Origin of the sequence: Sulfurospirillum diekertiae, from assembly GCF_002162315.1 — a bacterium.
Classification (GTDB): domain Bacteria; phylum Campylobacterota; class Campylobacteria; order Campylobacterales; family Sulfurospirillaceae; genus Sulfurospirillum.
On record NZ_CP021416.1, the window covers coordinates 987,682 to 1,014,403 of the forward strand.

At 39.7% G+C, this 26,722-nt stretch carries 27 protein-coding genes and 1 pseudogene; 22 read left to right on the top strand and 6 right to left on the bottom strand.

Annotated features, from left to right (window positions below; genetic code table 11):
• The first annotated feature begins 11 nt into the window (after positions 1-11).
• From crcB to Sdiek1_RS05040, 4 genes are read left to right on the top strand one after another with little or no spacing between them, the layout of a single operon-like run.
• On the top strand, positions 12-404 hold the full coding sequence (gene crcB, locus Sdiek1_RS05030; protein WP_087438184.1) for a fluoride efflux transporter CrcB: 393 nt from the start codon (positions 12-14) through the stop codon (positions 402-404).
• The gene (locus Sdiek1_RS15105) at positions 401-580 is read left to right on the top strand and encodes a DUF190 domain-containing protein (RefSeq protein ID WP_238099162.1); all 180 of its coding nucleotides are present in this window, start codon (positions 401-403) and stop codon (positions 578-580) included. Before crcB ends, Sdiek1_RS15105 begins: the two co-directional genes overlap by 4 nt.
• On the top strand, positions 549-713 hold the full coding sequence (locus Sdiek1_RS15110) for a putative PII-like signaling protein (protein ID WP_238099164.1): 165 nt from the start codon (positions 549-551) through the stop codon (positions 711-713). Before Sdiek1_RS15105 ends, Sdiek1_RS15110 begins: the two co-directional genes overlap by 32 nt.
• On the top strand, positions 713-1,885 hold the full coding sequence (locus Sdiek1_RS05040) for an MFS transporter (RefSeq protein WP_087438185.1): 1,173 nt from the start codon (positions 713-715) through the stop codon (positions 1,883-1,885). The genes Sdiek1_RS15110 and Sdiek1_RS05040 overlap by 1 nt, the downstream gene beginning before the upstream one ends.
• Positions 1,886-1,928: 43 nt before the next feature.
• Here Sdiek1_RS05040 and Sdiek1_RS05045 read toward each other — a convergent pair whose 3' ends face one another.
• Genes Sdiek1_RS05045 through Sdiek1_RS05050 form a run of 3 tightly spaced genes read right to left on the bottom strand, consistent with a single transcriptional unit; the run spans position 1,929 to position 4,896 of the window.
• Positions 1,929-3,965, bottom strand: coding sequence for an arsenate reductase (azurin) large subunit (locus tag Sdiek1_RS05045; protein ID WP_202819585.1), 2,037 nt, complete (start codon positions 3,963-3,965; stop codon positions 1,929-1,931).
• Positions 3,966-3,992: 27 nt separating this feature from the next.
• A complete protein-coding gene (locus tag Sdiek1_RS14985; protein WP_202819586.1) occupies positions 3,993-4,400 on the bottom strand; it encodes a hypothetical protein in 408 nt (135 codons plus the stop codon).
• A 10-nt stretch (positions 4,401-4,410) separates the two neighbouring features.
• Positions 4,411-4,896 (bottom strand): arsenate reductase (azurin) small subunit, encoded by a 486-nt coding sequence (locus Sdiek1_RS05050; protein WP_087438186.1) that lies wholly within the window; start codon positions 4,894-4,896, stop codon positions 4,411-4,413.
• 311 nt (positions 4,897-5,207) lie between these two features.
• Here Sdiek1_RS05050 and Sdiek1_RS05055 point away from each other — a divergent pair, with 311 nt between their 5' ends.
• From Sdiek1_RS05055 to Sdiek1_RS05140, 18 genes and pseudogenes are all read left to right on the top strand, one after another.
• The gene (locus Sdiek1_RS05055; protein ID WP_087438187.1) at positions 5,208-5,690 is read left to right on the top strand and encodes an arsenate reductase ArsC; all 483 of its coding nucleotides are present in this window, start codon (positions 5,208-5,210) and stop codon (positions 5,688-5,690) included.
• An 87-nt stretch (positions 5,691-5,777) separates the two neighbouring features.
• Positions 5,778-6,092, top strand: a complete 315-nt coding sequence (locus tag Sdiek1_RS05060) for an ArsR/SmtB family transcription factor (RefSeq protein WP_087438188.1) — start codon at positions 5,778-5,780, stop codon at positions 6,090-6,092.
• Positions 6,089-7,339: an arsenic transporter gene (locus tag Sdiek1_RS05065; RefSeq protein ID WP_087438189.1), complete on the top strand. Its 1,251-nt coding sequence runs from the start codon at positions 6,089-6,091 to the stop codon at positions 7,337-7,339. The genes Sdiek1_RS05060 and Sdiek1_RS05065 overlap by 4 nt, the downstream gene beginning before the upstream one ends.
• 158 nt (positions 7,340-7,497) lie before the next feature.
• A complete protein-coding gene (gene arsD / locus Sdiek1_RS05070) occupies positions 7,498-7,863 on the top strand; it encodes an arsenite efflux transporter metallochaperone ArsD (RefSeq protein ID WP_087438190.1) in 366 nt (121 codons plus the stop codon).
• A 58-nt stretch (positions 7,864-7,921) separates the two neighbouring features.
• Positions 7,922-9,628: an arsenical pump-driving ATPase gene (arsA, locus tag Sdiek1_RS05075; RefSeq protein WP_439951342.1), complete on the top strand. Its 1,707-nt coding sequence runs from the start codon at positions 7,922-7,924 to the stop codon at positions 9,626-9,628.
• Positions 9,625-10,023, top strand: coding sequence for an arsenate reductase ArsC (locus Sdiek1_RS05080; RefSeq protein ID WP_087438191.1), 399 nt, complete (start codon positions 9,625-9,627; stop codon positions 10,021-10,023). The genes arsA and Sdiek1_RS05080 overlap by 4 nt, the downstream gene beginning before the upstream one ends.
• A complete protein-coding gene (locus tag Sdiek1_RS05085) occupies positions 10,020-10,727 on the top strand; it encodes a cytochrome c biogenesis CcdA family protein (RefSeq protein ID WP_087438192.1) in 708 nt (235 codons plus the stop codon). The genes Sdiek1_RS05080 and Sdiek1_RS05085 overlap by 4 nt, the downstream gene beginning before the upstream one ends.
• A 186-nt stretch (positions 10,728-10,913) precedes the next feature.
• Positions 10,914-11,180 (top strand): thioredoxin family protein, encoded by a 267-nt coding sequence (locus tag Sdiek1_RS05090; RefSeq protein WP_087438193.1) that lies wholly within the window; start codon positions 10,914-10,916, stop codon positions 11,178-11,180.
• 10 nt (positions 11,181-11,190) lie between these two features.
• Positions 11,191-11,559: a rhodanese-like domain-containing protein gene (locus Sdiek1_RS05095; protein ID WP_087438194.1), complete on the top strand. Its 369-nt coding sequence runs from the start codon at positions 11,191-11,193 to the stop codon at positions 11,557-11,559.
• A gap of 2 nt (positions 11,560-11,561) precedes the next feature.
• Positions 11,562-12,296 (top strand): sulfite exporter TauE/SafE family protein, encoded by a 735-nt coding sequence (locus tag Sdiek1_RS05100; protein WP_087438195.1) that lies wholly within the window; start codon positions 11,562-11,564, stop codon positions 12,294-12,296.
• On the top strand, positions 12,293-13,591 hold the full coding sequence (locus tag Sdiek1_RS05105; RefSeq protein WP_087438196.1) for a TolC family protein: 1,299 nt from the start codon (positions 12,293-12,295) through the stop codon (positions 13,589-13,591). Before Sdiek1_RS05100 ends, Sdiek1_RS05105 begins: the two co-directional genes overlap by 4 nt.
• Complete coding sequence (locus tag Sdiek1_RS05110) at positions 13,588-14,658, top strand: efflux RND transporter periplasmic adaptor subunit (RefSeq protein ID WP_087438197.1); 1,071 nt, start codon at positions 13,588-13,590, stop codon at positions 14,656-14,658. Before Sdiek1_RS05105 ends, Sdiek1_RS05110 begins: the two co-directional genes overlap by 4 nt.
• 3 nt (positions 14,659-14,661) lie before the next feature.
• Positions 14,662-17,730 carry an efflux RND transporter permease subunit gene (locus Sdiek1_RS05115; RefSeq protein ID WP_087438198.1) on the top strand — a complete coding sequence of 1,023 codons (3,069 nt, stop codon included), beginning with the start codon at positions 14,662-14,664 and terminating at the stop codon, positions 17,728-17,730.
• A gap of 1 nt (position 17,731) precedes the next feature.
• Positions 17,732-18,646: a cation diffusion facilitator family transporter gene (locus tag Sdiek1_RS05120; RefSeq protein WP_087438199.1), complete on the top strand. Its 915-nt coding sequence runs from the start codon at positions 17,732-17,734 to the stop codon at positions 18,644-18,646.
• A pseudogene (locus tag Sdiek1_RS05125) lies at positions 18,639-19,599 on the top strand (permease). Before Sdiek1_RS05120 ends, Sdiek1_RS05125 begins: the two are co-directional and overlap by 8 nt.
• A gap of 11 nt (positions 19,600-19,610) precedes the next feature.
• Complete coding sequence (locus Sdiek1_RS05130; RefSeq protein ID WP_087438200.1) at positions 19,611-20,066, top strand: rhodanese-like domain-containing protein; 456 nt, start codon at positions 19,611-19,613, stop codon at positions 20,064-20,066.
• 19 nt (positions 20,067-20,085) lie between these two features.
• Positions 20,086-20,454 (top strand): hypothetical protein, encoded by a 369-nt coding sequence (locus tag Sdiek1_RS14785; protein ID WP_151897978.1) that lies wholly within the window; start codon positions 20,086-20,088, stop codon positions 20,452-20,454.
• The gene (locus Sdiek1_RS05140) at positions 20,451-20,735 is read left to right on the top strand and encodes a thioredoxin family protein (protein WP_087438202.1); all 285 of its coding nucleotides are present in this window, start codon (positions 20,451-20,453) and stop codon (positions 20,733-20,735) included. The genes Sdiek1_RS14785 and Sdiek1_RS05140 overlap by 4 nt, the downstream gene beginning before the upstream one ends.
• 31 nt (positions 20,736-20,766) lie before the next feature.
• Here Sdiek1_RS05140 and Sdiek1_RS05145 read toward each other — a convergent pair whose 3' ends face one another.
• The 3 genes from Sdiek1_RS05145 to Sdiek1_RS05155 are packed head-to-tail and all read right to left on the bottom strand — an operon-like array spanning position 20,767 to position 26,389.
• A complete protein-coding gene (locus Sdiek1_RS05145; RefSeq protein ID WP_161491992.1) occupies positions 20,767-22,152 on the bottom strand; it encodes an efflux transporter outer membrane subunit in 1,386 nt (461 codons plus the stop codon).
• Entirely contained in the window at positions 22,142-25,267 is a 3,126-nt protein-coding gene (locus Sdiek1_RS05150; protein ID WP_087438204.1) for an efflux RND transporter permease subunit, read from the bottom strand. Before Sdiek1_RS05150 ends, Sdiek1_RS05145 begins: the two co-directional genes overlap by 11 nt.
• Positions 25,268-26,389 carry an efflux RND transporter periplasmic adaptor subunit gene (locus tag Sdiek1_RS05155; protein ID WP_161491993.1) on the bottom strand — a complete coding sequence of 374 codons (1,122 nt, stop codon included), beginning with the start codon at positions 26,387-26,389 and terminating at the stop codon, positions 25,268-25,270.
• Positions 26,390-26,722 lie beyond the last annotated feature (333 nt).

Genomic DNA, 26,722 nt, shown 5'->3' on the forward strand with positions numbered 1-26,722 from the left:
ATAGGTTTTAAATGATGTACTCACTTATAGCAATTTTTACAGGTGCTGGTTTTGGAGCACTACTTCGTTGGTTTTTAGGCATGAAACTCAATAGTTTCTATCCTTCACTTCCATTAGGAACATTAGGGGCTAATTTATTAGGTGGCTACATGATAGGATTAGCCATTGCTTTTTTTAGTAACAATACATCACTTTCTCCTGAATGGAGACTTTTAATCATTACAGGCTTTTTAGGAGGCTTAACAACGTTTAGCACCTTTAGTGCAGAGATGGTTGTGCTTATCCAGGAACAAAAACTCACAACACTTTTTATAGGCTTAGCTTTACATGTAGGCGGTTCACTTATCATGACGCTTTTAGGCTTGGCAACATTTTCATTACTCACACACAAAGGAATTGCATGAAAGGGTATCAACTTGTCTTTTCCACCCTCCAAAATCGACAACACCACAGTGGGGAGAATTTGATTGAATGGTTTGAAAAAAGTGCCCAATCTTTGGGCATTCAAGGAATTACGGTTGTGAATGCTAGTAAAGGAATTGGACGAGATGGTAAATGGCACTCTGCCTCTTTTTTTTGAGTTAGCAGAACAACCCATTGAGTTGATTATAAATGTTACAGAAGCTCAGTGCGAAGCACTCTTTACATTTTTAAAAGAGCAAAACCAGCAGATTTTTTACACCAAATGTGCGATTGAATATGGTGTAATCTAATGGAAGATATTAATAAAAATATTGTAGCCTTAGGTGTAAATAGCTTCTTCACTGATTTTGCAACAGAAATGATTCTCCCTCTCTTACCGCTTTTTTTAGAACGATTCTTACATGCCACAAAATCTGATATTGGAATGATTGAAGGGTTCGCGGAACTTGGGGTAGCGATGCTCATTGCTTTTTCAGGATTTTTGTCCGACAAATTGGGGCATCGAAAAATGCTAACGATTATAGGCTATGGGTTTTCAAATCTAATTAAGCCTTTGGCATATTTTGCAAGTAGTGCACTGATGGTTGGTATGGTACGGGTGGGAGATCGTTTTGGTAAAGGTGTAAGAACTGCACCAAGAGATGCCTTGATTTCTGCATTTACTCCATCACACAGAAGTGGTTTTGTGTTTGGTTTTCATAAAATGATGGACAGTGCAGGAGCCATTGCTGGTTCTTTAACTGCATTTTTATGTTTACAATTTTATGGAGAAAGTGAAACCACATTTCGATTTGTTTTTGCGCTGAGTTTTGTTCCTGGCGTCTTAGCCGTATTGATACTAATCGTATTTGTTTCAGACGTTAGAGCTGAACCTATTCCTTTTCGCTCTTTTAGACCTTTTGCACTATCTAAAGAATTTTATATGCTTGTTGCCTTCCAAGTGGCATTTAGTTTAGTTGCAATGAATTATTCGTTTATGGTTTTAAAGTCTGGTGACAATGGACTTGCTTTAATGATGATCCCCTTAGCTTATACACTTTACAATGCAACGCAATCATTTTTTGCTATTCCTATTGGGAAAATAGCTGATCGTGTGGGAAAACCTTTGATGCTAAGTCTTATATACACTATCTTTGGTTTATCTGCGTGGATAATGACATGGCAGACTCCAATGAGTGCTTGGATAGCTTTTGGATCCTATGGTGTGTTTGCCGCTGGGTTTAATGCTTTGGCAAAAGCGATTATCTCCGATACAACGCCAAAAGCACTCAAGGCTTCAGCGTATGGTATCTATTATGGTTGTGTAGGTATTGCAACATTTATTTCTTTGGCAATGGCAGGTTATATTTGGGATCATTACGATGCCCAAGTTCTCTTCCAAGGTGTTGCGATAGGGGCAATTTCATTGGCAGTAATTTTATTTTTTTTTAGAAAAATTCTTACAATAAAAATTGAAAAATAATACATAAGCCTAGTAAAGAGGTAGCGTAAGCTACCTCCTATTTTTACGCACGTTCCAAGAAGGTCATATCTTTGATAAGCCCTTCGCTTCGGCCAACTTTAACGATGTTTGCCGCCGTTCCTTTGTAGAAAGGAATTTTGGTATCAGGATCGACATAGTCTGTACAGAGGTCGTTGATGATAGAGTTTTGGAAACCAAAAGCACCAAAAACTTCGCCTTTACGCACCGCATCCGTCACAATCGCGATCGCTCGTGTGGAGCCATAATCGTTATTCAGCTGAACAATATCGCCACTAGTAACGCCAAGCTCTTTAGCATCATTGGGGTGAATTTCAAGTGGAGCCATCGGCCATCGTTTTGCGGTAAATTCAAGGCGACCTGTGTGGTAGTTTGACTGCCATACTTCATTGATACGTCCTGAATTGACCCAGTATTTGTAGCGTTTGACCTGTTTTGCGACCTGTTTTGGCATGGCGGGTTGTGGTGTTGGTAAGAACGTCGCACGACCCGATTTCGTACCAAACTTACCATCAGCGTAATTGAGACGCGTGCCAATAAGCTTGCCATTTTCGACTTTAACGATAGGAAGTTGAACGCCGTTATTGCCCGCATCACGTAAGAGTTTATAGGTAGCAAGCGTTCCTGTTGGTCCGCCTTGACTTGCCATTTTAGAGCCTTGACCTGCGAAACCATCTTTAAATGAATCTTCTTCATTTTTCCACTCAAAGCCTTCAAAGCGTTTTGCCATGGTTTTATTGCCAGCTTTAAGATACTCAGCTTTAAGCGCATTGGCAATATCTGCTGCGATTAAACAGTCTGGCTTGGCACTGCCAGGGGCATCCATAACTTTTTCAGACAGACGCATTCTTCGCTCACCACTCATAGACGTGAGGTTCATCTCCATCGTTGTAGCCGATGGTAATACAATGTGCGCTCGCTCACTCGATTGCGTTGGGTAGATGTCTATATCGACCACGAAGAGACCGCCTGATTTACACGCGTTGTAGATAATATCGGAGAGCTCATCAAGGTTGTTTCCATGATAACCGTTAATCGCATCTTTGACAATTTGACTTCTCTTTGTCACCGCATTTCGGAGGCGTTGTGTCGCAATAGACTGCCCAAACGGATTGGTTCCCCAAATAGAATAGACAAGGTATTTACCCTCAATGATGTCAGTGTCTATGACCGCAAGATTTTGACGGCTTGGGCCAGTATACTCAGGTCTTGTGTAGCCTTCTTGGTGACCACCTGCGCGACACACACCTGTTCCAACACGACCCACGCTTTGGGTTAAAAGGGCTAGGTTGACGATAGACGCAACACCTTCGTAGTTTTTAATTCCCCAAATAATGCCTTTTTCATAGTAAATTGCATTGCGAGGACGGTGACCGCTTGGCTTTGGTTTAGCGATCCATTCCGCCGCTTTTTTGATGTCAGCGACACTAATGTTTGTGATAGAAGAGGCATACTCTAGGGAAACTTTATTGACTTTATACATCGCATCAAAGTTTTCCGTATGGTTTTTGATGAATTCTTTAGCTTCCCAGCCTTGCTCTATGATGTACGTTACAAGTGCGTTCATGAGCGTAATATCTTGACCAGGTTTGATTTGAAGATGAAGTACATTCTCTTTACCTGCAATCGCAATAGCGTTGGTAATGGAAGCTTGGCGTCTTGGATCAATGAAGATAATTTTGCCATTAGATGCGCTCTCGCCTTTGTCATACTCTTTTTTCTTGTTCGCTAAGCTACTGCCATCGAGATTGGCTTGCATATGAATGTTGAACAGGTTGGTTTGACACTCATAAGGATTACACCCAATGACCACCATCGTATCGGAGATGCTCGTGTCATAATAACTGCTATTAAGCTCACCAACGCCCATTTCACGGCTTGAATGCACTTCAGAGTTATACGCAGGGCGATTGTGAATCGAAGCCGATGCGGTGCCAATAGCCGTGTGAAAGAGCTTGCCTGTACCCCATGTGTTTTCAAAGCCACCGCCACCGCCACCGTGGTCAAAGGTTTTATGCGAAATTTCATCTGCGCCATCGTTATCGATGATTTTTTTGTACACTTTTGCGATGATGGTTGTTGCTTCTTCCTATGAGGTTTCCATGAGCATGCCACCACGAAAAATTTGAGGCTCTTTGAGTCTGTCTTTGGTCGGGCTTGCCGCATTGAAGGTTGAAACACCCATCATACCACCACGAACAGAGTTTTGACCAATGTTGACCATACACTCTTTATCAGGAATAACCATCAGGTTGTATTTTTTGCCATCTCTATCTTGCACGGTGTTGTACATCCGTTCACTACACCAGTCGCCATAGGTAGGCTGTTGCTGCGAAAGATCGAGGCTCAGAGCGTTTTCTTTGTACGTTCCCTCCGTGCCAAGAGGCCATTTGTAAGATTTGTAGCCACAACCGACAATACAAAACTCACAGGTAACATTTTTAACTTCAGCATTTTTATGAGGAATGGGTAGTCTATCGTTTAAAGTTAGTGCCATGTTTTTCTCCTTAACCTACGTTGTTGTTGATGCGGCCAAAAATAAGACCATCGACGCCAATGGCAAAGATGTCATCGCCATTGATCTCTAAAAGCACACGTGGCAGTCCGCCTGTCGCATGACCGATGACCATTTGTCCATCTTTTTTTGCGTCATACTTTGTAAAGTGACAAGGGCACTCAAACATTGCTTTCTCTTGATTGTAAACGGTTGGACAGCCTTTATGTGTGCAGATAATGCTGTACGCTTTGACTTCATTATTAACATAGACAGCTTTACACAAAGCGTTTCCATCAGGATAAGAAAAATCAAGCTCACCTTCTTTTTTGAGTTGCGCCAAGGAGCCAACTCTATTTTTTGTGTAACCTCCATACACAGACATTGTAGGGTGTGCATCACCTGCAATGAGTGCGGGGGCAGCCACTACTGCGCTAAGTCCCAAAGCAGAGAATTTTAAAAATCCTCTTCTGCTTTTTTTCTCTTCTATACTCACCATGTGTTTCTCCTTAGTGTGTTGTCCTTTTTAGGCTATAGCGATTTTTATAAAGAAAATCTAAAAAGCAAAACTTAAACTATAAATATTTGTTATAATCAAACTTATTTAAAGCTTTAAAATAGAAGAGGCATGTGTTACGATACTGGTAGTTCGTTTTTATATTTAGATAAATAAAAATAATATAAATTTTTTCGTCAATTTGTGTGTAACATTTTAGTTACATTTTTACACATTAAAAAGGCTTGTAACCATTTTGTAAATTTTATTGTGTACGCTTTGAGCACTTGCAAAAAAAATAAACAGGAGAAATGATGATCAAGGTTTTATTTGTATGTATTCACAATAGTGCACGTAGTCAAATAGCAGAAGAGCTGCTCAAAAAATACGGTGGAGAGAACTTTGGTGTCCAAAGTGCAGGCTTGGAACCTGGTATTTTAAATCCTTTAGCGGTTGAAGTACTTAAAGAAGAAGGTATTGATATAACAGGTAAACAAACGCAATCAGTGTTTGATATTTTTAAAGAAGGAAAATTGTTTAACTATGTTGTTACAGTATGTGATGAAGGGAATAGCCAGAGATGTCCAATTTTCCCAGGTCAAACAAGTCGTATTCATTGGAGTTTTAAAGACCCTAGTAGTTTTACAGGAACGTATGAAGAAAATTTAGCGCAAACTAGAGCAGTGAAAGAGGAGATTAAAGAAGCGGTTTTAGCGTTTATTGAGATGATTGACATAAAAACTAAACGCATACAACAAAGATGCGTTTTTAATTTAGAAACTATTCAATTATTTTAAATCAATATATCTTGATATAAAAGAGATATTGTGTTACACTCTTTGTAATGATTTATAATATATCGTAATAATAATGAAGGTGACATCATGGATGTTTTTTTAAAGACCGTTGGAGCGCTCAACGATGAGACACGCGTTCAAATTTTAGCGTTTATTGCACATAAGGGCGAGGTATGCGTATGCGACATCGAAAGTTCGTTTAATATGATTCAATCACGCATCTCAAGACACTTGAAAATTCTCAAAGATGCAGGGTTTTTAAAGGTAGATAGGCGAGGGAAATGGGCGTATTACGCTATTCGCTCACCTCTGGATCGTTTTCGTTTGGCATGTTTAGAGGAGATAAGCTACCTTGAATTAAACCTGCCTCAAAATAGTTCTACATGTAAAGGTGTATCATGATTTTAGCGTCTCTTATTTTTTTAATCACATTGGTGTTTGTCATTTGGCAACCAAGAGGATTGCAAATTGGCACAACTGCTGTCATCGGAGCACTTTGTGCACTTCTTGTAGGTGTCGTTAGTTTTTCAGACGTGCTGATCGTTACAGGCATTGTTTGGGATGCAACGTTAGCATTTATTGGGATTATTATTCTCTCCATGGTACTTGATGAGATCGGCTTTTTTGAGTGGTGTGCGATACAAATGGCAAAACTTTCTGGTGGTAATGGACATTTGATGTTTGTCTATTCCATTCTTTTAGGATCTTTCATCTCAGCACTGTTTGCAAATGATGGTGCCGCACTTATATTAACACCTATTTTATTGGCACAAATGCGAATTTTAAAACTGGGTGCTAAAGCGATTATCGCGTTTTTACTCGCAGGTGGATTTATTAGCGATTCGGCTTCACTTCCTTTTGTCTTTTCAAATCTCACAAACATCGTAACCGCTAATTATTTTCATATCGGATTTACAAAGTACCTAAGTGTAATGTTTGTACCATATATTGCAAGTACTCTTATTTCGATTATTGTTCTATGGTTTTTTCTGCGAAAAGACATTGTTGCGCAAGTGGATATCTCTTTACTGAAAAATCCTGATGATGCTCTCAAGAGTAAGCCACTTTTTTACATTGCATGGTTATTTTTAGCACTTCTTTTGGCAAGTTATTTTGTGGGTGATTTATATCATCTTCCAATTTCTGTATTTGCGCTTGGGGGCGGTCTTTTATTCTTGGTTATTGCCAACGCATTTAAAGTTGTGCATCCTAAAAAAATTATCACTACGGCTCCATGGCAAGTAGTGTGGTTTAGTATAGGGCTTTATATCGTAGTGTATGGGCTGAAAAATGCAGGATTAACCGAGTATCTCACATTCATTCTCAAAGACTTAAATACAAGAGGCGATACCATCGCCATTGTCGGGACAGGCTTTATCGCCGCTGCTCTGAGTGCAGTGATGAACAATATGCCTACGGTTATGATTATGGATATTGCACTACAAGATATTCCTAATACCGCTTTAGCCTACGCCAATATCATTGGGTGCAACCTAGGACCTAAAATGACACCATTTGGCTCTTTGGCGACGCTTTTGTGGTTACATGTTTTGGCACAAAAAGGGGTGAAAATCGCTTTTTGGGAATACTCAAAGTTTGGACTTTTAGTCACACCTCCCATATTGCTTTTGGTATTGCTCAGTTTATAAAGATAAACACAGATAAACTATAAACATGAGAATTGAATTTTCATGTTTATAGTAGAAATACATATCAATATATCTTGATATAAAGATAAATTTATGCTACACTTTCACTATCGTTACATGTAAAGATTGATAGTATTAAAATTAACAAGGAGAAAATGATGAAACGATTAGAGATATTTGATCCGGCGATGTGTTGCTCAACAGGCGTATGTGGACCTTCTATTGATTCCGAATTGATGAGAATATCAACAACGATTAATTCACTTAAAGAAAAACGCATTGTGATTAAACGACATGGTCTCTCTACGGAGCCACAAGATTTTGTGAGCAATAAAACCATGAATGCACTTCTCCAAAAAGAGGGAGTGGATATTTTACCTGTCACGCTTTTAGATGGTGAAGTGGTGAAAACAAAAACGTATCCTACCAATGAAGAGTTATCACAATGGTTGGAAGTAAAAATAGCAAGCGAATCACCATGGAAATCAAACAGTTCATGTTGCGGACCGAAAGGATGTTGTTAAGATGAAACCCATTATTTATGAAACATTTGGGCTAGAAAAGCTACTTCTTACCAAATACCTGTTTTTCACAGGAAAAGGTGGTGTTGGCAAAACCTCCACCGCGTGTGCCGTAGCGGTTTCTTTAGCAGATAGTGGTAAAAAAGTTCTCCTAATTAGCACCGATCCTGCATCTAATTTGCAAGATGTTTTTAATACAGAACTTGACGGCAAAGGGGTAGCAATTGCAGGTGTAACAGGGTTGATGGTGGCAAATCTCAATCCAGAAGAAGCCGCAAGGCAGTACCGAGAATCGGTTGTCGCACCTTACCGTGGAAAGTTGCCACAAAGCGTGATTGAAAATATGGAAGAGCAGTTATCAGGTTCTTGTACGGTTGAAATTGCAGCCTTTGATCAATTTTCTAACTTTATAACCGATGAAAAAACAGAGCAGTTGTATGACCATATCATCTTTGATACGGCGCCAACTGGGCATACGCTTCGTATGTTGCAGTTGCCTTCAGCATGGAGTAATTTCATCAGTGAAAGTACCCATGGTGCATCGTGTTTAGGACAATTATCAGGGCTTGAAGATAAAAAAAATATCTATAAAGAGGCTGTTTTAAATCTTGCAGATAAAACCAAAACAACACTCATTTTGGTTTCAAGACCTGAAGAAACTCCTTTACTTGAAGCGGAGCGTTCCAGCCTTGAGCTTAGTGAGTTAGGGATCAATAACCAGATTTTAATTATCAATGGAGTGCTTGGTGAAGCCAGTGATGAAGTATCGCAACAATTATTAGATAAACACCAAAATGCTCTTGCAAAAATGCCTGAGGGGTTGAAAAAACTAGGAATTTTCTTGATTCCACTGCGTTCTTACAATATTTTAGGGCTTGAAAATATCCGAGCTTTTTTTAAACGTGATGATTATGCCAAAGCAGCTTCCTATGCTAAACCTGTTGGATTGCAAGGCTTAGACGTTCTGATTGACGATATTTACACAACAGGTAAAAAAGTTATCTTTACGATGGGAAAAGGGGGCGTGGGTAAAACGACCATTGCCGCAAGTATTGCTTTAGCGCTTTCGCAAAAAGGCGTTAAAGTGCATCTGACCTCCACTGACCCAGCCAATCATCTTAAGTACAGTATCGAAGGTGCACCTTTAATAACATTGAGCAAGATAGATGAAAAACAAGAGTTGTTAAACTATCAAAACGAAGTCCTAAGCAAAGCCAGAGAGAGCATGAGTGAAGAAGATGTTGCGTATGTTGAAGAAGATTTACGCTCTCCTTGTACCCAAGAGATCGCTGTGTTTAGAGCCTTTGCCGAGATAGTTGATAAAGCACAAAATGAAGTGGTCATCATCGATACCGCACCCACTGGACATACACTTTTACTGCTTGATTCGACGCAAAGTTACCATAAAGAGGTTCAACGTACCAAAGGGGAAACACCGCTTAGTGTGCAAAGACTCTTGCCACGACTTCGTGATGTGGCGCAAACCGAGGTGATTATTGTGACATTGCCTGAAGCAACACCTGTTTTTGAAGCGCAGAGGTTACGTGAAGACTTAACCAGAGCAGGTATTCACAATAAATGGTGGGTCGTTAATCAGTGTTTATCCATGACCAATACTCAAAACCCCATGTTGATAGCAAGAGCTGTTGCTGAGTATCAATGGCTTGAAAAAGTAAAGAATATTAGTCAAGGGAATGTTGTAGCATTACCATGGCTTGAAAACGCATCTATCGAGAATATTAATCTTACATGTAAAGGTGAAAAATGAAAAAAGTACTAATTTTATGCACAGGAAACAGTTGTCGAAGCATCATTGCTGAAGCTTTGGTCAATGCTCGATTAGAAGGCATTGAAGCTTACAGTGCGGGTGTACGTGCGAGTGGTAAAGTGAATGCTTATGCGAAACAAGTTTTAGAAGAAGAGGGCATTTGGAAAGAAGAATATCACTCTAAAGCATTGGATGAAGTCATCAATCTTGACTTCGACTTAGTGGTTACCGTGTGCGATCATGCCAACGAAACGTGCCCAATGTTTCCTAAACCCATTCCTAAAATTCATGTGGGATTTGCTGATCCTGATGGTAAAGATTATGGGGCATTCGTTCTCACTTATAAGGCGATTGAAGCTGAGTTATTGCCGATTATCAAAGAAAAACTCTCATGAATTTGGAGCAGATGCTCATTGAAATGACCTCGCAGTTTGGGGCATGGGCGATTGTTGCCTCGTTTGGTATTGGTCTTTTAACCTCGCTGGCTCCATGTTCCATCATCACCTTGCCTCTGCTTGCTGGTAGTGCTTTGGGACTTTCAGGCGATCTCAGTTCAAAGCAGAAAAAAATCTTTATTTACCAATACTCTCTCCTGTTTGTTTTGGGGTTGGTCATCAGTTTTTCACTGTTGATGCTTCTTGTCTCGAAAATGGGCATGATGCTCTCCCTTGCCCCCTTTTGGGCGTATTTGCTCGCGGCACTTGCGACATTTACGGTGGTGGCGTATGCGCTTGGATGGATTCAAGGCTTTGATAAAGACAAAGTGGCACGAAAATTTTTACGATTTAAACTTTTTGGAGCCGTCATCATTGGGCTGATTTTTGGACTGGTGAGTACACCCTGTGCGTCTGCACCTTTGGTAGCCATTATCACTATCGCCTCTCAAAGCGGTTGGGTTTATTCGTATGTGTTGGTTTTGGCGTTTGCATTGGGACATGGCATGTTGCTCTTGGTGGCAGGAACTTCGCTTGGATTTACGCAAAGTGTGGTTTCCAGTAAAAAAATAAGCACACTTAGCCGCTTTATCAATAGCTTTTTTATTGTGGTCTTGGTGGGGATTGGCGTTTATTTTCTCTACCAAACGTATCTTGTATTTTAGGAAAAAAGATGAAAAAAAAAGATTATTTTAGCCGTATTAACGCTTCTTTTAGTCGGTTGTGGTGAGGCAAAGGTAGAAGATAAAAAGCCTATAGCTTCTCCTTTAACACAGACAAAAAAGGTTTCACAAGGGGTTTTAGAAGCGACGCCTTATGCACAGATAGCCACGCAGATAGGTACAAAACCGATGCTTTTAGAGTTTGGCTCGACCAGTTGTGCTTCGTGTGTGGAGATGGGAAAATTGCTGTACCGCGCGAAGCAAGAGTATCCGCAAAGTGCGATCTATTTTGTCGAGGTTTACAATGACCAACAAGCGACGCGTGATTATAGAATACAGATGATTCCAACACAAATTTATCTCGATGCTAAAGGCTCTGAGTCTGAAAGACACATTGGTGCGGTCAATTATGAATTACTCATTGCTAAACTTAAAGAGCAAAAAATTATTTTCTAAGGAGAAGACAATGGATAACTATATTCGTAGCCTCGATATGAAGGCTATTGTGAGTGCAAAAGTGGAAGCGGATAGCTTTATAGAAATGTACAACAAAGGCGAGGCGATTTTGCTGGATGTGCGTTATGGCTTTGAGCATAAAGTATGGGGACTTCCTTTTACATGTAACATTCCTCTCAATGAACTTCCTGATCGTTTAGGTGAACTTCCAAACGATAAAATCATTGTGTGTGCTTGCCCAGAATCATGTCGTTCTAATATTGCCAAACAGTATCTTTCACTCAAAGGATTCAATGCTAAAATCCTTACCTGTGGAATGCTTACATTGATGGAGCGTCTTAAAGGTGGCAAAGCCAAAGACCTTCATTTGGAAGCTTAGACGTGGAGTATTTACTCTATTTTGGGATCACATTGGTGGTCTCAACTCTCTTTTCCATCGGAGGGGTAGGCTCTTCTGTGGCACTCATTCCTATGCTTAGTTTTTTAGGTGTAGGATTTGATATCGCCAAAGCGGTTGGTCTGTTTGCCAACACGGCTTCTACGCTAGGTGCATCGGTTATGAATGTATTGCGTAAAAGCATTGATGTCAAGCAGGTCTTACCGTTTGTCTTTATGTCGGTTGCCTGTGCGCCTTTGGGTGCTTACAGTGCAACACAAATGGATACGTATTATGTCAAATGTGCTTTTGCACTTTTTTTTATTTTTAGTGCTACGATGATGCTAAAGCAAAAGAAAAAAGGTGCTGTTACGTATAAGAAAGCATGGGTGATGCTAGTCATGGGCGGCATTGTTGGATTTTTAGCGGGGCTTTTGGGAATTGGTGGGGGAGCGATTATTATCCCTTTGCTTATTTATTTGGGATATGATGCTAAACAGACGGCGATAACCGTTAGTTTTATGATTCCTTTTTCGACCCTTTCCGCTTTCTTGACCTATGTTTATTTGATAGAAATTGATTGGATTCTCTTAGGCGTGGTTGCCGTTGCGGCAGCCCTTGGTGGTGTGCTTGGCAATCACATTATGATTTTTAAACTCAGTGTGGAACAGACGCGAAAGTTTATTGCTCTATCGCTTTATTTGATTGGCATTAAAATGATTTGGAGTTTAATCTTATGAAAAAAAATAAGCATGGTTGTATTTTTTGGGGAATAGTGTGTTTAGCCTCATTTGCTTTTGCTAAGGAGATGACGATTGGTGATTGGCTCGAAGCTGCCAAACAAGCTTCGATGCAAAAAGTGATAGACCTCACACTCAAAGACAGCAACCTTAAAGAAGAGGCAGCCCTTGCCAAGTTTTATCCAAAAATTGCGTTAATAGGCACGGTCGAGACATACAATTCTCCTACCAACGCTCAGCCCGTCCCTCCAACAGAGAGTGCACAAATCACGAAAGAGAATGGCGGCTTTCCTTTTAGTAAAACACTTGAAGGCTATGGTGCCAAAGTCTCTATGCCTGTTTTTGTCAAGTCATTAATGACACAAGTGGATATAGCACAACAAAGTGCGCAAACACAAAGAATAAAGCATCATATCAGTACTGCACAAAAAGAGGCGACAATTATTGCAGGAGATGCTAAACTAATCTATATTGAAAATTTAGATTTAGCTCTCAAGGCGAAGCTCGCATCACTTCAAAATACGAGAGAATCGGTCCTTATCAAGGTTCATAATGGACGATTGCCAGAAGTGGAACTCATACGCATTGATGAGCAGATCAATCAAATTGCTCTTAAACAAGAAGAGAATGCTATTGCTAAATCACAAATTCAAAAATTACTCACTTCTATCTTAGAAATTCCTATTGAGCATTCTGTTCCTCTGACATTGATGAGCGATGATTTGCCTCAAAATCAAGATCCTTTAGATGTCCAATTACAAAAAGAAGATCTTTTGGTTGCCAAGCTTAGTGCACAAGCCGCCAAAGAGAATTTATATCCAACCGTAAATGCCAATGCTTTTTGGCAACGGAAATATGGCGAATCTTATAACAATGGGGAAAATTTTAACAGAGATTATAGTGGTGTCTCTTTGAGCCTTACAATACCGCTCTATGATAAAGAAAGCTATGTTGCGATTGAACAAAGTAGGGTTAAACAGATGCAAGCCAGTGAGCTTCTAAAACAGACCGAAAATACCATTAATGCGACGCTAAATGCGCTCACTAATGAATATGGCATGCTTCAAAAGTCCAAAGTATTGGCACAAAAAAGTGTTGATAATTATGAGGCTTTACTCAATGCTTCTAAGGTTTCGTATCTCAATCAACGCATGACACAAGAAGAGTACTTGCGTTATGAAGAGGCGCTGGTAAGTGCGAAAGCGAGTTTATACGCGACACAAATGCAACTGTGGGAAAATCTTGCAACCCACGCTGCTCTGTTAGGAAAAGATTTTAAAAGGATTGTACAATGAAAAAAATCATCTCCATTATCATCGCACTTGTGCTTATTGTAGGCGCAGGATTGTTGCTTAAAAAGAAAGCAATGCAAAATGCGCAAATCCCTCCCGCTCAAAATTTTGGTATGGTTGTACAAACTATGACACCTCACAAAAGCTCTGTAGTGCTTACAACGCCGATTTTAGCGATGGTAAAAAACGATAATGACATCACGCTGAGTTCAAAATTTGCCGCCAATGTTGAAAAAATTGTTCCAGTCGGAACGGTTGTTAAAAAAGGAGATATGCTCGTAGAACTTGATGCAAGAGATCTTTTGGCTAAGAAAATTGCTCTTCAAACAGCTTTAATCGCTGCGAAAGAAGAAGAGAGAGCTAAAAAAATTGGCTTAATGCATGAAGAGGAGTCTCATCAAAGAACGCTAGAGCTTTTACATGTAAAGGCAGCTTCCATTGAACAATCCGATGCTGAAATCAGTAAAATTGAACTACTCAAAGCAGATTTAAGCGGTGTTGCATCAAAACAACAACAGATTAAAAGCGATCTTGAACAAACGGATATTTTAATCGGTTATGCCAAGCTAAAATCCCCTATTGATGGCATTGTAGGTCAGGTTTTAACCACACAAGGAGAGATGGCAACGCTAGGAAAACCACTTTTGGCACTCAAAGCCAATTCGGGTTCTTACCTGTGGGTAAAAGCACCTTTGGAAACAAAGGCAAACAGTTTGATATATGGTGGCACAAAAGCACCTTTGGTTTTTTTACAAAATAGCAATGGGCTCAATGAATATAGAGCCAATATGTCACTTAATTTACCGAGCGGTGCGCGTGTTGAGGCTAAGTTAGTTTCTTTTGATGGGGAAGGTATTTTGTTGCCCAAAGAAGCGATATTACAAAAAGATAATCAATCATTTTATTTTAGTGCAGAGGGCACGAAAGCGGTTCCTAAAGAAGTGAATATCATTGCTCAAGGGGATGAGGGCTTTGTTGTCAATGATATGCCTGAGGCGAAAATTATTGTAGCCAAGCCTGATATTTTATTGAAGTTGCTTGGATCAACTTCTATTATCATTAAAGAGTAAGGGATGTTTGAATTTTTCTATAAGCGCCCCTATTTTATAGTGGCCATGGTTTTATTGATGTCCTTTACAGGTATTGTGGGGCTTTCAACACTGCCTAAAAACCTTTTTCCTGATGCGGAGAGACCTACAGTTGTTGTGATCACGCAATCCCCTGGAATGACCGCAAAAGTGGCGGCGAGTAGTGTTTCTAAACCTATCGAAGAAGAGGTGGCAAGACTGGGAAAGATTAGAACGGTAAGTTCTATCAATCTTGCCAACTTTTCGATTGTCAAAGCAGAATTTGAGTACGCCAAAAGTCTTGATGGCGCTGCGGTAGATGTGAGTAATGCTATAGCAACGGCAAAATCAAAACTTCCTGAAGGGGTAAATCCAACGGTTTATGTGACGGGATCCTTCACAGCACCTGTTGAAGTTATCTCTATTAGCCCAAAAGATGAAACACTCTCTTTGGTGGATGTTCGTAAAATTGCCGATAGTTTTATCAAGCCAAAGTTGCTCTCAACTAAGGGCGTTGGTAATGTGGAAGTTTTTGGCGGGCATCAAAGTGCACTTACGATCAAAGTAGATAGCATCAAAGTGGTCAATAATGGACTTGATATGGGCACATTGGCTAAAACGATTGCTTCCATTGATAAAGATATGCCTATGGGCTTTATCAAAAATCAAGATGGCGTGACGACATTTACCTACTATGGGGAAAAAAGTAGTGTCAAGAGTTTAAATGGGCTCAAAATTGCTCCCAATGTAACTTTGGGTGATATCGCAACCGTTGCGTGGAGTGAAGTTGAAAATATGAGTGTTTTTTTAGGCAATGGTAAAGAAGGCATTGCTCTGTCTGTGCAGCGTTCTCCTGGAGGTAGTGTTCTTGAGACGAGCAAAGCCACCAGAGGGCAGATCGAGCTTTTACAAAAAGAGTACCCCAAACTCTCTTTTGAGATTGTTGATACCCAAAGAGACTTGATAGAAACTGCCAATACGAACATGTTAGAAGCGTTAAGGGATGCGATTATCTTCACACTTTTTGTTTTACTTTTCTTTTTAGGCAACCTAAAAGCGATTGCGGCAGCGGCCATTTCAATACCGCTTGTTTTCTTAGGGACTATTGGCGTGATTTGGTTGGGTGGTGGTGAACTAAACATCGTTATTTATACAGCTGTTATTTTAGCGCTTGGTATGCTTGTCGATGATGCCGTTGTTGTTTTGGAAAATATCGAGAGACACTTAGTTGAACTGCATGAGAATCTAGAACAATCTGTGTTTAAGGGCACACAAGAGGTTGTTATGCCTGTTTTTGCCGGGACTATTGCAACCATTGTCATGATAGCACCCTTAATGTTTGTGGGTGATTTTCCGCAAACGATTTATCGTCCTCTTATTTCAACGTTGATTATTGCACTGATTATTTCATATGTTTTATCTATCACGCTGGTCCCAAAATTTTCAGCCTATCTTTACCGCAACGGGGTCAATAAAAATCGTTTTGAAGTGATGTTTGAAAAGATCTATGAAAACAGTTTAGGTAGAGCTATTATCCCATATGAGTCCGTTTTAAAATTTTCAAATACAGGTAGAACGATTTTACGAAAAATAGTACTCTTTCTAGGGGTGATTCTTCTGCTTATTTTTAGTGTTAAAGGCGTTATGCCTCTTATTGGAAAAGATGCGATGCCTCCGATGGATACGGGTATCATTAAAGCCAAAGTTGCTTTTAGCGTGAACAGTAAAGTGGAAGAAGTGCAAGCCAAAATGAAGCCTTTTTTTGTGTGGCTTAATGGGCAAAATTTTGTTAAAACAAGTTCAACTGCTTTTGGTGGTGAAGCGGGTGTTTTATCGATTGGAAGCGGTAATTTGCCAACTGAAGTTTCAATGACGATTTTATGTAAAAATCGATTTGAGAGAGATCAAACGATTTGGCAAATAGAAGATGCAATACGCGCTAAACTAAATGCACTAGATGGTGTAAAATCTGTCGATGTCTACGACTTTGGTGCAACGGCAAACTCGTCTATTAAAGCAGCACTTGATGTGCGAATGACGGCTAGTGTTCCTGATGCGTTGTATGAAAATAGCAAAAAAGTCACTAAAACTCTTTTACATGTAAGGGGTTTGACAAGCGTCACACCCAGTTGGTTAGACGATCTTTTTGAAGTCGAAGTCGTAATTGATCAAAATAAAGCACTTTCCTATGGACTAAGCCCGATGGGAATAGTCTCTCAAATTCCTATTCGTGGTGAAATTGTAGCCGTTAGTGGAAATTTAGCTTCCATGAATAATCAGCCTGTGCGACTTTATCTTTCAGGTAGTTTTCAAGAGCATCTTGTCTCGCTTCAAAATTTGCCTATCATGTCCAATGGTGGTCTAATTCCTTTAGGTGCTGTGGCTGAGCTTAAAGGGAATTTTACGCCCTCTAAAATCGAGAGAGATGGTTTGCTCTATAGTCTTGATGTCAATGGTTATCGATCAAAAAGAGCCATTAGCCATATTACCGACGATGCAGATAGTGCATTAAAATCTTTACAACTTGGAGATATCACCATCACGCAACAAGGTGACATTGTGCAACTTAACGACTCTTCTGCTCGCATGCTTCGTGCCATTGGTATTGGAACGGCACTTTTATTTGTCTCTTTGATGGCAATTTATGGCTCTGCTGTGATGTCTTTGGTCATGATATTGGTTCTTCCTTTGTCTTTAATTGGTGCTGCTTGGGGAATGCTTATATTTGATAAGCCTAGTTGTATGCCATCTATGCTTGGTATTTTATTGCTTTTTGGCATTATCATTAAAAATTCCATTTTATTGATGGATTTTTATAGAACAAAGCGTCAAACACATCCGCCATTTGAAAGTGCACTTGAGTCGATGAAGGTACGCTTTCGTCCCGTTATGATGACGGCATTTGGTACGATTGCGGGAATGCTTCCTATTGCCTTTGAGTGGGCAGTTGGATTGGAGAGACTCTCTCCTTTGGCGGATGTTGCTATTGGAGGGTTGTTGGTAGGAACGATATTAACACTGATTTATGTACCACTTCTTGCTTATAGTACCGATAGAAATAAAAAGGAGCGTTAAAATGGAAGAACATCATCACGATCACAAAGTAACAGGGAAAAATCTTTTCTTGACCATCGTGCTTAATGTTTTTATCACCACAGCACAGGTTATTGGAGGCGTGGTATCGGGTTCTTTAGCGCTTTTAAGTGATGCGCTTCATAATTTTTCAGATGTTATGGCACTGTTTATCGCATGGTGGGCAAATAAAGTCTCTTCAAAAGAGAGCAGTGAAGAGAAAACCTTTGGTTATAAAAGAGCTGAAATCGTCGCGGCATTGTTTAATGCTTCGGTATTGGTGGGTATTGGTGTTTATTTAATCGTTGAGGGGGTGGCAAAGTTGATGCATCCTCATGTGATTGACTCGGATATTGTTATTTACTTAGCAATTCTTGGTATTGTCTTTAACTTTGTCAGTGTTCTTCTTCTTCAAAAAGATGCCAAAGAGAACCTCAATATGAAAGCAGCATACCTGCACCTTCTCAGTGACACAATGACCTCGGTCGCAGTTCTTATCGGAGGTCTTGGTATGAAATACTATGGTGCGTATTGGATAGACCCGCTGATTACCATTGCGATTGCATTTTATCTCATTCTTACCTCATTTTCACTCATCAAAGAGACGATGGCGATTTTGATGCAATTTAGTCCAAAAGGTTTACATGTAAAAGATATAGAAAAATCTGTTTTAGCGTTTGAGGGAGTTGAAAATCTCCACCATTTACATCTTTGGAGACTTAATGACAAAGAGATTCATTTTGAAGCACATGTGGACTTTAAAGAGAATTTGCCTTTGTCTGAGGCGACATGTGTTATTGCTAGTATCGAAAAGGAATTAGAAGAGCATTTTGGTATTTCTCATGTGACGTTGCAAGCGGAGTTTGAGAGTGCTGATCTTAAAGAATTAATTTACAATAAAGGATGCTGTCATGTTTGATTGGTGGGAAAGAATCGTTGATGCTTTGGTAGCGGATGTATTTGGAATGGATAAAGCATCTCAAGCAGGAGGTGCCATTCACTTCTTTATCTATGATACCATCAAAATATATATGTTGTTGGTACTGATAATTTTTGCGGTGAGTTTTTTAAGAACGTACTTTAACACTGAAAAAGTTAGGGTTTATCTGCAAGGTAAAAGTGAATTTACAGGCAATATCTTAGCGGCTCTTTTTGGCATTATCACGCCATTTTGCAGTTGCTCTGCGATTCCTCTGTTTTTAGGATTTATGCAAGCGCGGATTCCGCTTGGTATTACCTTTAGTTTTCTGATCTCTAGTCCTATGAATAACGAGATTGCCATTGCACTTTTGTTTGGACTTTTTGGCTGGAAAGTGACCGCTCTTTACATCGGCTTTGGGCTTTTGGTCGCCATCATTGGTGGTTTTGTAGTAGGTCGTCTGGGCATGGAAAAATACGTGCTGATTCCAGTCGTACCGATGAGTGGTGATTTGGAAGATGTCGAGATTAAACTTACGATGAAAAAAAGAGTGAAAGAGTCGTGGGCATACACGATGGATATTTTGCAGAAGATTTATCTTTATGTGATGATTGGTGTGGGCATTGGAGCGTTTATTCATGGCTACATCCCAACCGAATTTATCGTGAAATATGCCGGAAGCGATGCATGGTACAGCGTGCCTTTAGCGGTAATTTTGGGCGTTCCGATGTACTCTAACGCCGCAGGCGTCATGCCGTTGATCGAGGTTTTGACCTCTAAAGGAATGCTTCTTGGAACAGCACTGAGCTTTATGATGGCAATCACAGCCCTTAGTTTGCCTGAAGCACTTATTCTCAAACGCATTTTACATGTAAAGCTGATTGCGACTTTTTTTTGGCATCGTGGCGGTAGGTATTATGGGTATAGGGTATCTGTTTAACGCGATTTTATAAAAGGAGAAAAAATGAAAAAAGTGATGTGTATCCTGTTGGTACTTGCAGGACTCATTCAAGCGGCGGAGCTTAAAAAAGTGAGTTTTGATGAGTATCTTTCAAAATTTGATTATAAAGAGCGCGAAAATATGAAAATCAAAACGCCCGATATGTTAGCCCTTGTTGAAGAGGGGAAAGCTATTTTGTTGGACATTCGATTTCGTGAAGAATTTGAAGTATGGCATATGAATTTTGCCATAAATATTCCGTTAAATGAATTACCAAAACGCTTAGGAGAGCTTCCTAAAGATAAGCTCATCATCACAGCATGTCCACATTATGACCGCTCTAGTATGGCTAGAATTTATTTAACATTGAATGGTTACAATGCAAAATACCTGAATGATGGGCTGCTTAAAACAGCAGACTTTTTGCGTGGCGATAATGCTAAAGAATTTCTAGAAGAGTACAAAAAGAATCTAAAATAAGGGATTAAATGGGATATTTATGTTGCGCTTTATAGGTTTAATAGCAGTGTTAATAGGGATTGCTTGGGCCTGCACGTCTGATTGTACTTCTTGCCATCCAACATTAAATATTGTAAGTGATGTAAGGCATCAGCCCCTTCAAACATGCCTAGAGTGTCATCCACCAGAGAGTTTAAAAGATACTCCGATGGGCACGGGATGTGGAACCGATTGTTTTGTGTGTCATTCAACCGATAAACTAGTTGCTATGCCTCAGCATGAAGTGATTCAAGGATGTATCGAATGTCATAAAGGAATGGATAAAAAGCCTTTTACGAAAGAACCAATAACGATAACAAAAACAAAAGAAAATGAATTAAAAAATCTATTTTTAAAGGATACAAAATGAAGATTGAAGTCTTAGGAACAGGATGCTCAAAATGCCAAGCATTAACAGAAGCGACTAAAAAAGCGGTGGCTCAAAAAGGAATTTTTGCAGAGATTGTGAAAGTAGAAGACATTATGAAAATCATGGAGTACGGTGTGACATCAACACCTGCTTTGGTGGTAGATGGTAAGGTTGTAAGCAGTGGCAAAGCGCTGAGTGTTGAAGATGTGGTTGCCCTTTTGGAAGGTGGTGGATCAGATACTCCTAAACAAGGTGGATGCGGTTGCGGAGGTAAGTGCTAAGTAAGTAAAAGAGGGAAATTCCCTCTTTTACTTACTTTAAAGTCTGATTCCATCCTCCACCTAAAGCTTTAAAAAGTTCTGCTTGTGAAGAGAGAAGTGTTTGTTTAGTTGTGACATGAGTGAGAGATGCGTTTAAGAGGCTTTTTTGAGAGTCAAGCACTTCTAACCAGTTTGCAGCACCATCTTCAAAACGCGTTGTCGTAATGTAAAGCATTTTTTGATAAGACTTTATCTCATTTTCGTTAAACGAGAGTCGATTTTGAATTAGCACTTGTTTAGAGAGCGCATCATAAACCTCTTTATACGCTTTTTTTACCGTTTGCTCATAGCTGATCAACGCACTTTGTAAATCCGTTTTTGACATCTCAACTTTGGTATTGATTTTCCCAAAATCAAAAATAGGCAAAGTAAATGTAGGTCCAAAACCCCATTTAGTGGCAGTTGATTGAAAAAGGTTGCCTGAGTTTTCACTTTGTTGTCCGTAGCTTCCTGTGAGGCTAATGCTGGGGAAATAAGCAGAACGCTCCACCCCGATGAGGGCATTTTTACTTTTTAAACTCATCAGTGCTTCTTGGACATCGGGTCTATTTTCAAGCAAATCGGAGGAAACGCCATTGGGTACAACAATAGGGGAAGGCAGGTGGGTTATCAACGGTTTTTCTCCCTCAAAAAGCTCTTTAGGAGATTTTCCTAGAAGCAGTGCTAAGGCACTTTGTTGAGCTATTTTGGTTTCAAGCAACACTCCTTTGGTTGCACTGGCATTGTTGTATTGTGCTAAAGATTGGGTTGCAAGCAGTTCATTGATACTTCCTGCTTGGTGTTGTTTACTTCTAAATTCATAGCTTTGACGATAATTTTCAATGGTTTCATTAAGAATTTTGATACGCTCTTCCAATGAGGCAAGATTTAAATACGCTTGAATAATATCATTGATGAGGGTATTGGTCACCGTTTGGCGTGCCATTTCACTTCCAAGATATAAAGACCAATTGGACTCGGCTTGGTTGCTTAGTTTTCCCCAAAAGTCTATCTCATATTGTAACGAGAGACCTAAGGAATACTCTGTATAGGCATTTTCTTTCTTTTGATAGGTTTCCCCGCTGGTTTGTTGTTTGCTAAAAGATCCTGTGGCATTGAGTGTCGGGTAAAGATTGGCATCACTGAGCCCATATGTTTGTTTGGCTTTAAGAATGCGAAGTGCAGAGAGTTTGAGATCATCGTTATGAATTAAAGCCTCTTCAATAAGGCTATTAAGCGTTGTATCGCCAAAAATTTCCCACCATTTTTCTTTTACATGTAAAACACTCTCCTGTTTTGTAGGTTGCTCAATTGTAGGCACTTGTAAGGTAGGAGCCAGTGAACATCCTGATAAGATAAGCGTTGTAAGTAAGGATATGTTGATGAAATTACGCTTCATGGGAAGCTCCTTTGCCATAAAATTTCTCTTTCATGCGCATAATCAGATAAAAAAAGAGTGGTACAAAAACAATACCAATTACGGTAAGTGTGACCATCCCTCCCACAATCGTTGTGCCCAAAACATGGCGACTATTGGCTCCCGCACCAGAGCTTAGGGCTAAAGGTAATGTTCCTGCGATAAACGCCAAAGAGGTCATAACGATAGGTCGAAAACGAATTTTTGCCCCTTCAATCGTCGCTTCTAACAAAGGCGTGCCATTTTTAATGCGTTGCATAGCAAATTCGACCATTAAAATGGCATTTTTAGCCGAAAGACCTATGAGGGTTACAAGTCCAATTTGGAAATAAATATCGTTTTGCAAACCTCGCGTTAAGGTAAACAAAGCAGAACCAAAGAGAGCAAAAGGGATTGCAAACAAAACAGCAAAGGGAATTGTCCAGCTTTCATATAGAGCTGCTAGAATCAAAAAGACAAAAACAATAGCATAAAGCAAGGCATCGTTTCCCTCTTTTTCAAGGCGTTTTTCTTGAAATGAAGCCCCACCCCATGCTAAAGTGTAGCCGCTTGGTAAAATTTCTTGCGCGATACTTTGGATGATTTGCATGGCTTGCCCTGTGGTATATCCCATTGCAGGTTCGCCTAAAACTTGGGCTGATGGGAACATATTGAAGCGTTGGGTGACACTAGGACTTACCATAGGGGTTAATGTTGCCAAATCACTCACAGGGATGAGATTGCCATCGCTTGAGCGTACAAATACATCACTGTAATTATCGGCACCTTCTCGAAATAATCTTGTTGATTGAACATTGACTTTGTACGTACGACCAAAAAGATTAAAGTCATTGACATAGACATTGCCAAATGTAGCTTGAAGGGTTGTGTAAATATCGGATATTTCGACATTATAAGCTTTTGCCTTTTTTGTATCAACGGAGATGGCGTATTGAGGTACATTGGTATTGAGCGTTGTTCGAACCGCTTTAAGCTCCTCTCTTTCGGAGGCTTTTTGGACGATCTCTTTGACATAATTGTTCAAGACAATATAACCAGAGCCTGTACGGTCTTGTACATACATTTCAAATCCACCTGTGACGCTTAGTCCCATAATCGGCGGTGGTGTTACGGCAACAATACGCGCTTCTTTATTTTTTGAAAATTTAGCCGTCAAATCTTTAGCAATCACATCCAAACTTTGGTTGGCATCTTTTCGCTGACTCCAATCAGCCAATCGCACATAACTGTACCCTGCATCTGTTTTATAGGCTTTTGAGCTAAAATCAGTGCCTGAAAAACCGCCCACTTTAGTCACAAGAGGATTTTTAAGTGCAATGGAAGCAATGTCTTGATTCACGCTCAATGTTCGACTCAGTGCAGAGCCTGGGGGAAGTGTGCTAACCGCAAAAAATGTACCTTTGTCTTCTTTGGGAATAAGTCCTGTGGGGATTTTCTGCAAAATGATATACGTAGCACCCATCATAATTCCAAAGAGAAGAACACTGATAAAACTTAAACGAATCGCGCGTCCAACGATTGTCCCGAAACCTTCTGTTAATGCGTCAAAGAAGCGATTAAATTTTTGAATCGGCCAAAACGGTTCTTGTGTCTCGTGTTTTAAAATTAAAGCGCACAATGCAGGGGTTAAAGTGAGTGCAACCAGTCCTGAGATAGAGACTGAAATAACAATAGTGATAGCAAATTGTCTGGACATAACGCCACTCATACTGTTGGAGAAAGCTGAGGGTATAAAAACGGCGCAAATCACAAGCACTATGGCAATAACAGGACCTGTGATCTCTTGCATGGCTTTAATGGTTGCATCCTTGACGCTAAGAGCCTCTTCTCTTAAAATACGCTCTACATTTTCAATGACAATAATTGCATCATCGACCACCAGCCCAATGGCAAGCGTGAGTCCAAAAAGCGTTAAAAGATTGATGGAAAAGCCCATAGCATAAAAGCCTGCAAACGTTCCAACGATGGAGACAGGAATGGCTAAGAGTGGAATAATGGTTGCTCTGATATTGCCCAAAAAAAGATAAACGACCAATACAACCAACACCACCGCTTCTAGTAAAGTCATAATGACTTCTTTGATGGAAGCTTGGACAAATGTGGTAGGATCATACGCTGCATCAAGCTTTAAATCACTTGGAAAAGTTTTGGAGAGTTCGGCTATCTTTTCATCTAACTGTTTGGAAACATCCAGTGCATTGGCTTGTGAGGTTAAAAAAATTCTAATAGCAGACATAGGTTCACCATTAAAAAGACCTGCGAAGAAGTAGCTTTCAGACCCTAGTTCCACCGTCGCAACATCGCCCACCGTTAAAGCAGAGCCATCGGGATTGGATTTGAGTATAATCTCTTTAAACTCTTCTGGTTTTTGAAGTCTGCCTTTTGATGCTATGGTATAGGTAAATGCAGCTGATTGGCTGATGGGTTCTTGTGCTATTTGCCCAGAGGGGTATTTTTCATTTTGATTTCGAATGGCACTGAGAACTTCTGCCGTGGTAACTTGGTAAAAAGAGAGCTTTTGAGGGTCAAGCCATACGCGAATGGAGTAGTCTTTATTGCCAATAATACTCGCATCAGCAACACCAGGAATACGCTTAAACTCTTCAATGATATTGTTAATAGCATAGTTTGCGATATAGGTGGTATCGTGGACACCCTCTTTTGACGTGAGTGCGATAACACGAAGCACATCAGGCGATTTTTCGGTAACATCTACTCCTTGTTTTTTCACAGGATCAGGGAGTTTGTTAGACGCCATTTGAACACGGTTATTGACATCTATCTTTGCTTGGGCAATATCCGTCCCTACTTCAAAAAAGAGATAGATATTAAAGGCTCCACTAGGTGATGTGGTGGAGACCATATAAATCATATTTTCTAGCCCATTGAGTTGTTGTTCAAGCGGTGCTGCAACGGTCTCTTCGAGTGTTTTAGCATCAGCCCCTGGGTAGGTTGTAGAGAGAATAATTTGAGGAGGAACAACATTGGGATACTCTTGTACAGGAAGTGTCTTAATGGCGACAATCCCTGCAATCAGGATGATAAGAGAAATAACCGATGCAAAAATCGGTCTTTCAATAAAGAATTTTGAAAACATTTATTTGCCCTCTTGATTGATGATTTTGTCAATTTTTACAGGCGCATTTTGTTTGATTTTTAAGAGATTGTTGACAATGAGTTTATCACCTTCCTTAAGCCCTGATTCGATGATGGCATTGCCATTGCTTATCTCTCCGACTACCACATTTTTAAGTACTGCTTTATCATCTTCTATAATATAAACATTGGTTCCTAAAGGATTTTGCACTAATGCTTTTTGGGGGATTTGTACTACATTGTTGCGTACTAATCCTGTGAGTGAAATTGTGACAAATTGATTGGGTAAAAGTTCTTTCGTACTATTTTTAAAAGTCGCTCTCGCTCTTAGTGAACCCGTTTTGGCGTTGATAGTGTTATCGATAAAATCAACCACACCTATCTCTTTGTAGTTTAGTTTCCCTACCGTTAAAGTAGCTTTGAGTTTGCCATCGGTTGGGTTTGACCATTTGCCATTTTTGATATTGTATTTTTCTTTAATGAGATCAATATTGGGGATGGAAAATTCTACATGTAAAGGATCAATTTGCGTAATTTCTACTAACGCAGTTCCCTCACTTACAAGAGCACTTACATCAATGAGTTTTGCTCCAGTAATCCCACTCATAGGAGCTTTAATCGTTGTTCTATCCAAATTAATAACTGCAATATCCAACGAAGCTTTAGCGCTTTCTAATGCGCTCTTGGCACTCTCATATGCCCAATAAGCGGTATCTCTATCTTGTTCGCTGGAGGCTCCTTTGTCAAAAAGAGATTTGACACGACTCCACTCTTTACTCGTTTTTTGTACCTGAATGTCAAGAGAAGCAACATTGGCTTTAGCTAGCTTCTGTGCAGCGATATAGCTCTCAGGCTCTATTTTATAAAGCACATCGCCTTTCTTAACGAAGTCACCTTCCATAAATTTTTTTTCAAGTAAAAGGCCATTGGCTCTAGCCTTTAGCGTTGTCGTCTGAGAACTCAGTGTTTTAGCTGGATAATTTAAGGTAATGGCCTCTTCTTGGGGAGCACCTACCTTGAAAATATCAACAGACGTTGATTTCTGCATTTCATTTGCAGAGACAAATGATGAAGAAAAAGCCAATAATACGTAGAAGAAGAGCTTTTTTGAAAGTAAAAACATGATGAATCCTTTTATTTTCCTAGTATAATTAGTATAAATAAACATATTAATATATGTCGATATATTGTTTATGTAATCTTACATGTAAAGTGTGAATGAAGTGTTAATATTGCTCTTTGTTTATGAACCTTAAAAATGATCACAGGCTTTTTCACTGAGGCAAGCGTAAAATAGATTTGAAACATTATTAATGAGATTATTAACTATTTAAGGTGCTATTTCGTTTATAAAACATAATAATCATGGGTAATGTGTCAGACGAAGTGCAATTTTTTGCATGTATGATTTTGTTAAAAGCCTAAACAAAGGGGATAGTTTTAAAAAACATATGCC

What these genes read in the sequence shown, in the direction of transcription:
- Sdiek1_RS05130 (WP_087438200.1), top strand. Translation starts at nt 19,611, where the DNA reads ATGAAAAAAGTGATGTGTATCCTGTTGGTACTTGCAGGACTCATTCAA.
- Sdiek1_RS05085 (WP_087438192.1), top strand. Translation starts at nt 10,020, where the DNA reads ATGAATTTGGAGCAGATGCTCATTGAAATGACCTCGCAGTTTGGGGCA.
- Sdiek1_RS14985 (WP_202819586.1), bottom strand. Translation starts at nt 4,400, where the DNA reads ATGGCACTAACTTTAAACGATAGACTACCCATTCCTCATAAAAATGCT.
- Sdiek1_RS05110 (WP_087438197.1), top strand. Translation starts at nt 13,588, where the DNA reads ATGAAAAAAATCATCTCCATTATCATCGCACTTGTGCTTATTGTAGGC.
- arsD (WP_087438190.1), top strand. Translation starts at nt 7,498, where the DNA reads ATGAAACGATTAGAGATATTTGATCCGGCGATGTGTTGCTCAACAGGC.
- Sdiek1_RS05140 (WP_087438202.1), top strand. Translation starts at nt 20,451, where the DNA reads ATGAAGATTGAAGTCTTAGGAACAGGATGCTCAAAATGCCAAGCATTA.
- Sdiek1_RS05065 (WP_087438189.1), top strand. Translation starts at nt 6,089, where the DNA reads ATGATTTTAGCGTCTCTTATTTTTTTAATCACATTGGTGTTTGTCATT.
- Sdiek1_RS05080 (WP_087438191.1), top strand. Translation starts at nt 9,625, where the DNA reads ATGAAAAAAGTACTAATTTTATGCACAGGAAACAGTTGTCGAAGCATC.
- Sdiek1_RS15105 (WP_238099162.1), top strand. Translation starts at nt 401, where the DNA reads ATGAAAGGGTATCAACTTGTCTTTTCCACCCTCCAAAATCGACAACAC.
- Sdiek1_RS05050 (WP_087438186.1), bottom strand. Translation starts at nt 4,896, where the DNA reads ATGGTGAGTATAGAAGAGAAAAAAAGCAGAAGAGGATTTTTAAAATTC.
- Sdiek1_RS05090 (WP_087438193.1), top strand. Translation starts at nt 10,914, where the DNA reads ATGCTTTTAGAGTTTGGCTCGACCAGTTGTGCTTCGTGTGTGGAGATG.
- Sdiek1_RS05095 (WP_087438194.1), top strand. Translation starts at nt 11,191, where the DNA reads ATGGATAACTATATTCGTAGCCTCGATATGAAGGCTATTGTGAGTGCA.
- Sdiek1_RS05105 (WP_087438196.1), top strand. Translation starts at nt 12,293, where the DNA reads ATGAAAAAAAATAAGCATGGTTGTATTTTTTGGGGAATAGTGTGTTTA.
- Sdiek1_RS05055 (WP_087438187.1), top strand. Translation starts at nt 5,208, where the DNA reads ATGATCAAGGTTTTATTTGTATGTATTCACAATAGTGCACGTAGTCAA.
- Sdiek1_RS05115 (WP_087438198.1), top strand. Translation starts at nt 14,662, where the DNA reads ATGTTTGAATTTTTCTATAAGCGCCCCTATTTTATAGTGGCCATGGTT.
- Sdiek1_RS14785 (WP_151897978.1), top strand. Translation starts at nt 20,086, where the DNA reads ATGTTGCGCTTTATAGGTTTAATAGCAGTGTTAATAGGGATTGCTTGG.
- Sdiek1_RS05120 (WP_087438199.1), top strand. Translation starts at nt 17,732, where the DNA reads ATGGAAGAACATCATCACGATCACAAAGTAACAGGGAAAAATCTTTTC.
- Sdiek1_RS15110 (WP_238099164.1), top strand. Translation starts at nt 549, where the DNA reads ATGGTAAATGGCACTCTGCCTCTTTTTTTTGAGTTAGCAGAACAACCC.
- Sdiek1_RS05145 (WP_161491992.1), bottom strand. Translation starts at nt 22,152, where the DNA reads ATGAAGCGTAATTTCATCAACATATCCTTACTTACAACGCTTATCTTA.
- Sdiek1_RS05060 (WP_087438188.1), top strand. Translation starts at nt 5,778, where the DNA reads ATGGATGTTTTTTTAAAGACCGTTGGAGCGCTCAACGATGAGACACGC.
- crcB (WP_087438184.1), top strand. Translation starts at nt 12, where the DNA reads ATGATGTACTCACTTATAGCAATTTTTACAGGTGCTGGTTTTGGAGCA.
- Sdiek1_RS05155 (WP_161491993.1), bottom strand. Translation starts at nt 26,389, where the DNA reads ATGTTTTTACTTTCAAAAAAGCTCTTCTTCTACGTATTATTGGCTTTT.
- Sdiek1_RS05040 (WP_087438185.1), top strand. Translation starts at nt 713, where the DNA reads ATGGAAGATATTAATAAAAATATTGTAGCCTTAGGTGTAAATAGCTTC.
- Sdiek1_RS05150 (WP_087438204.1), bottom strand. Translation starts at nt 25,267, where the DNA reads ATGTTTTCAAAATTCTTTATTGAAAGACCGATTTTTGCATCGGTTATT.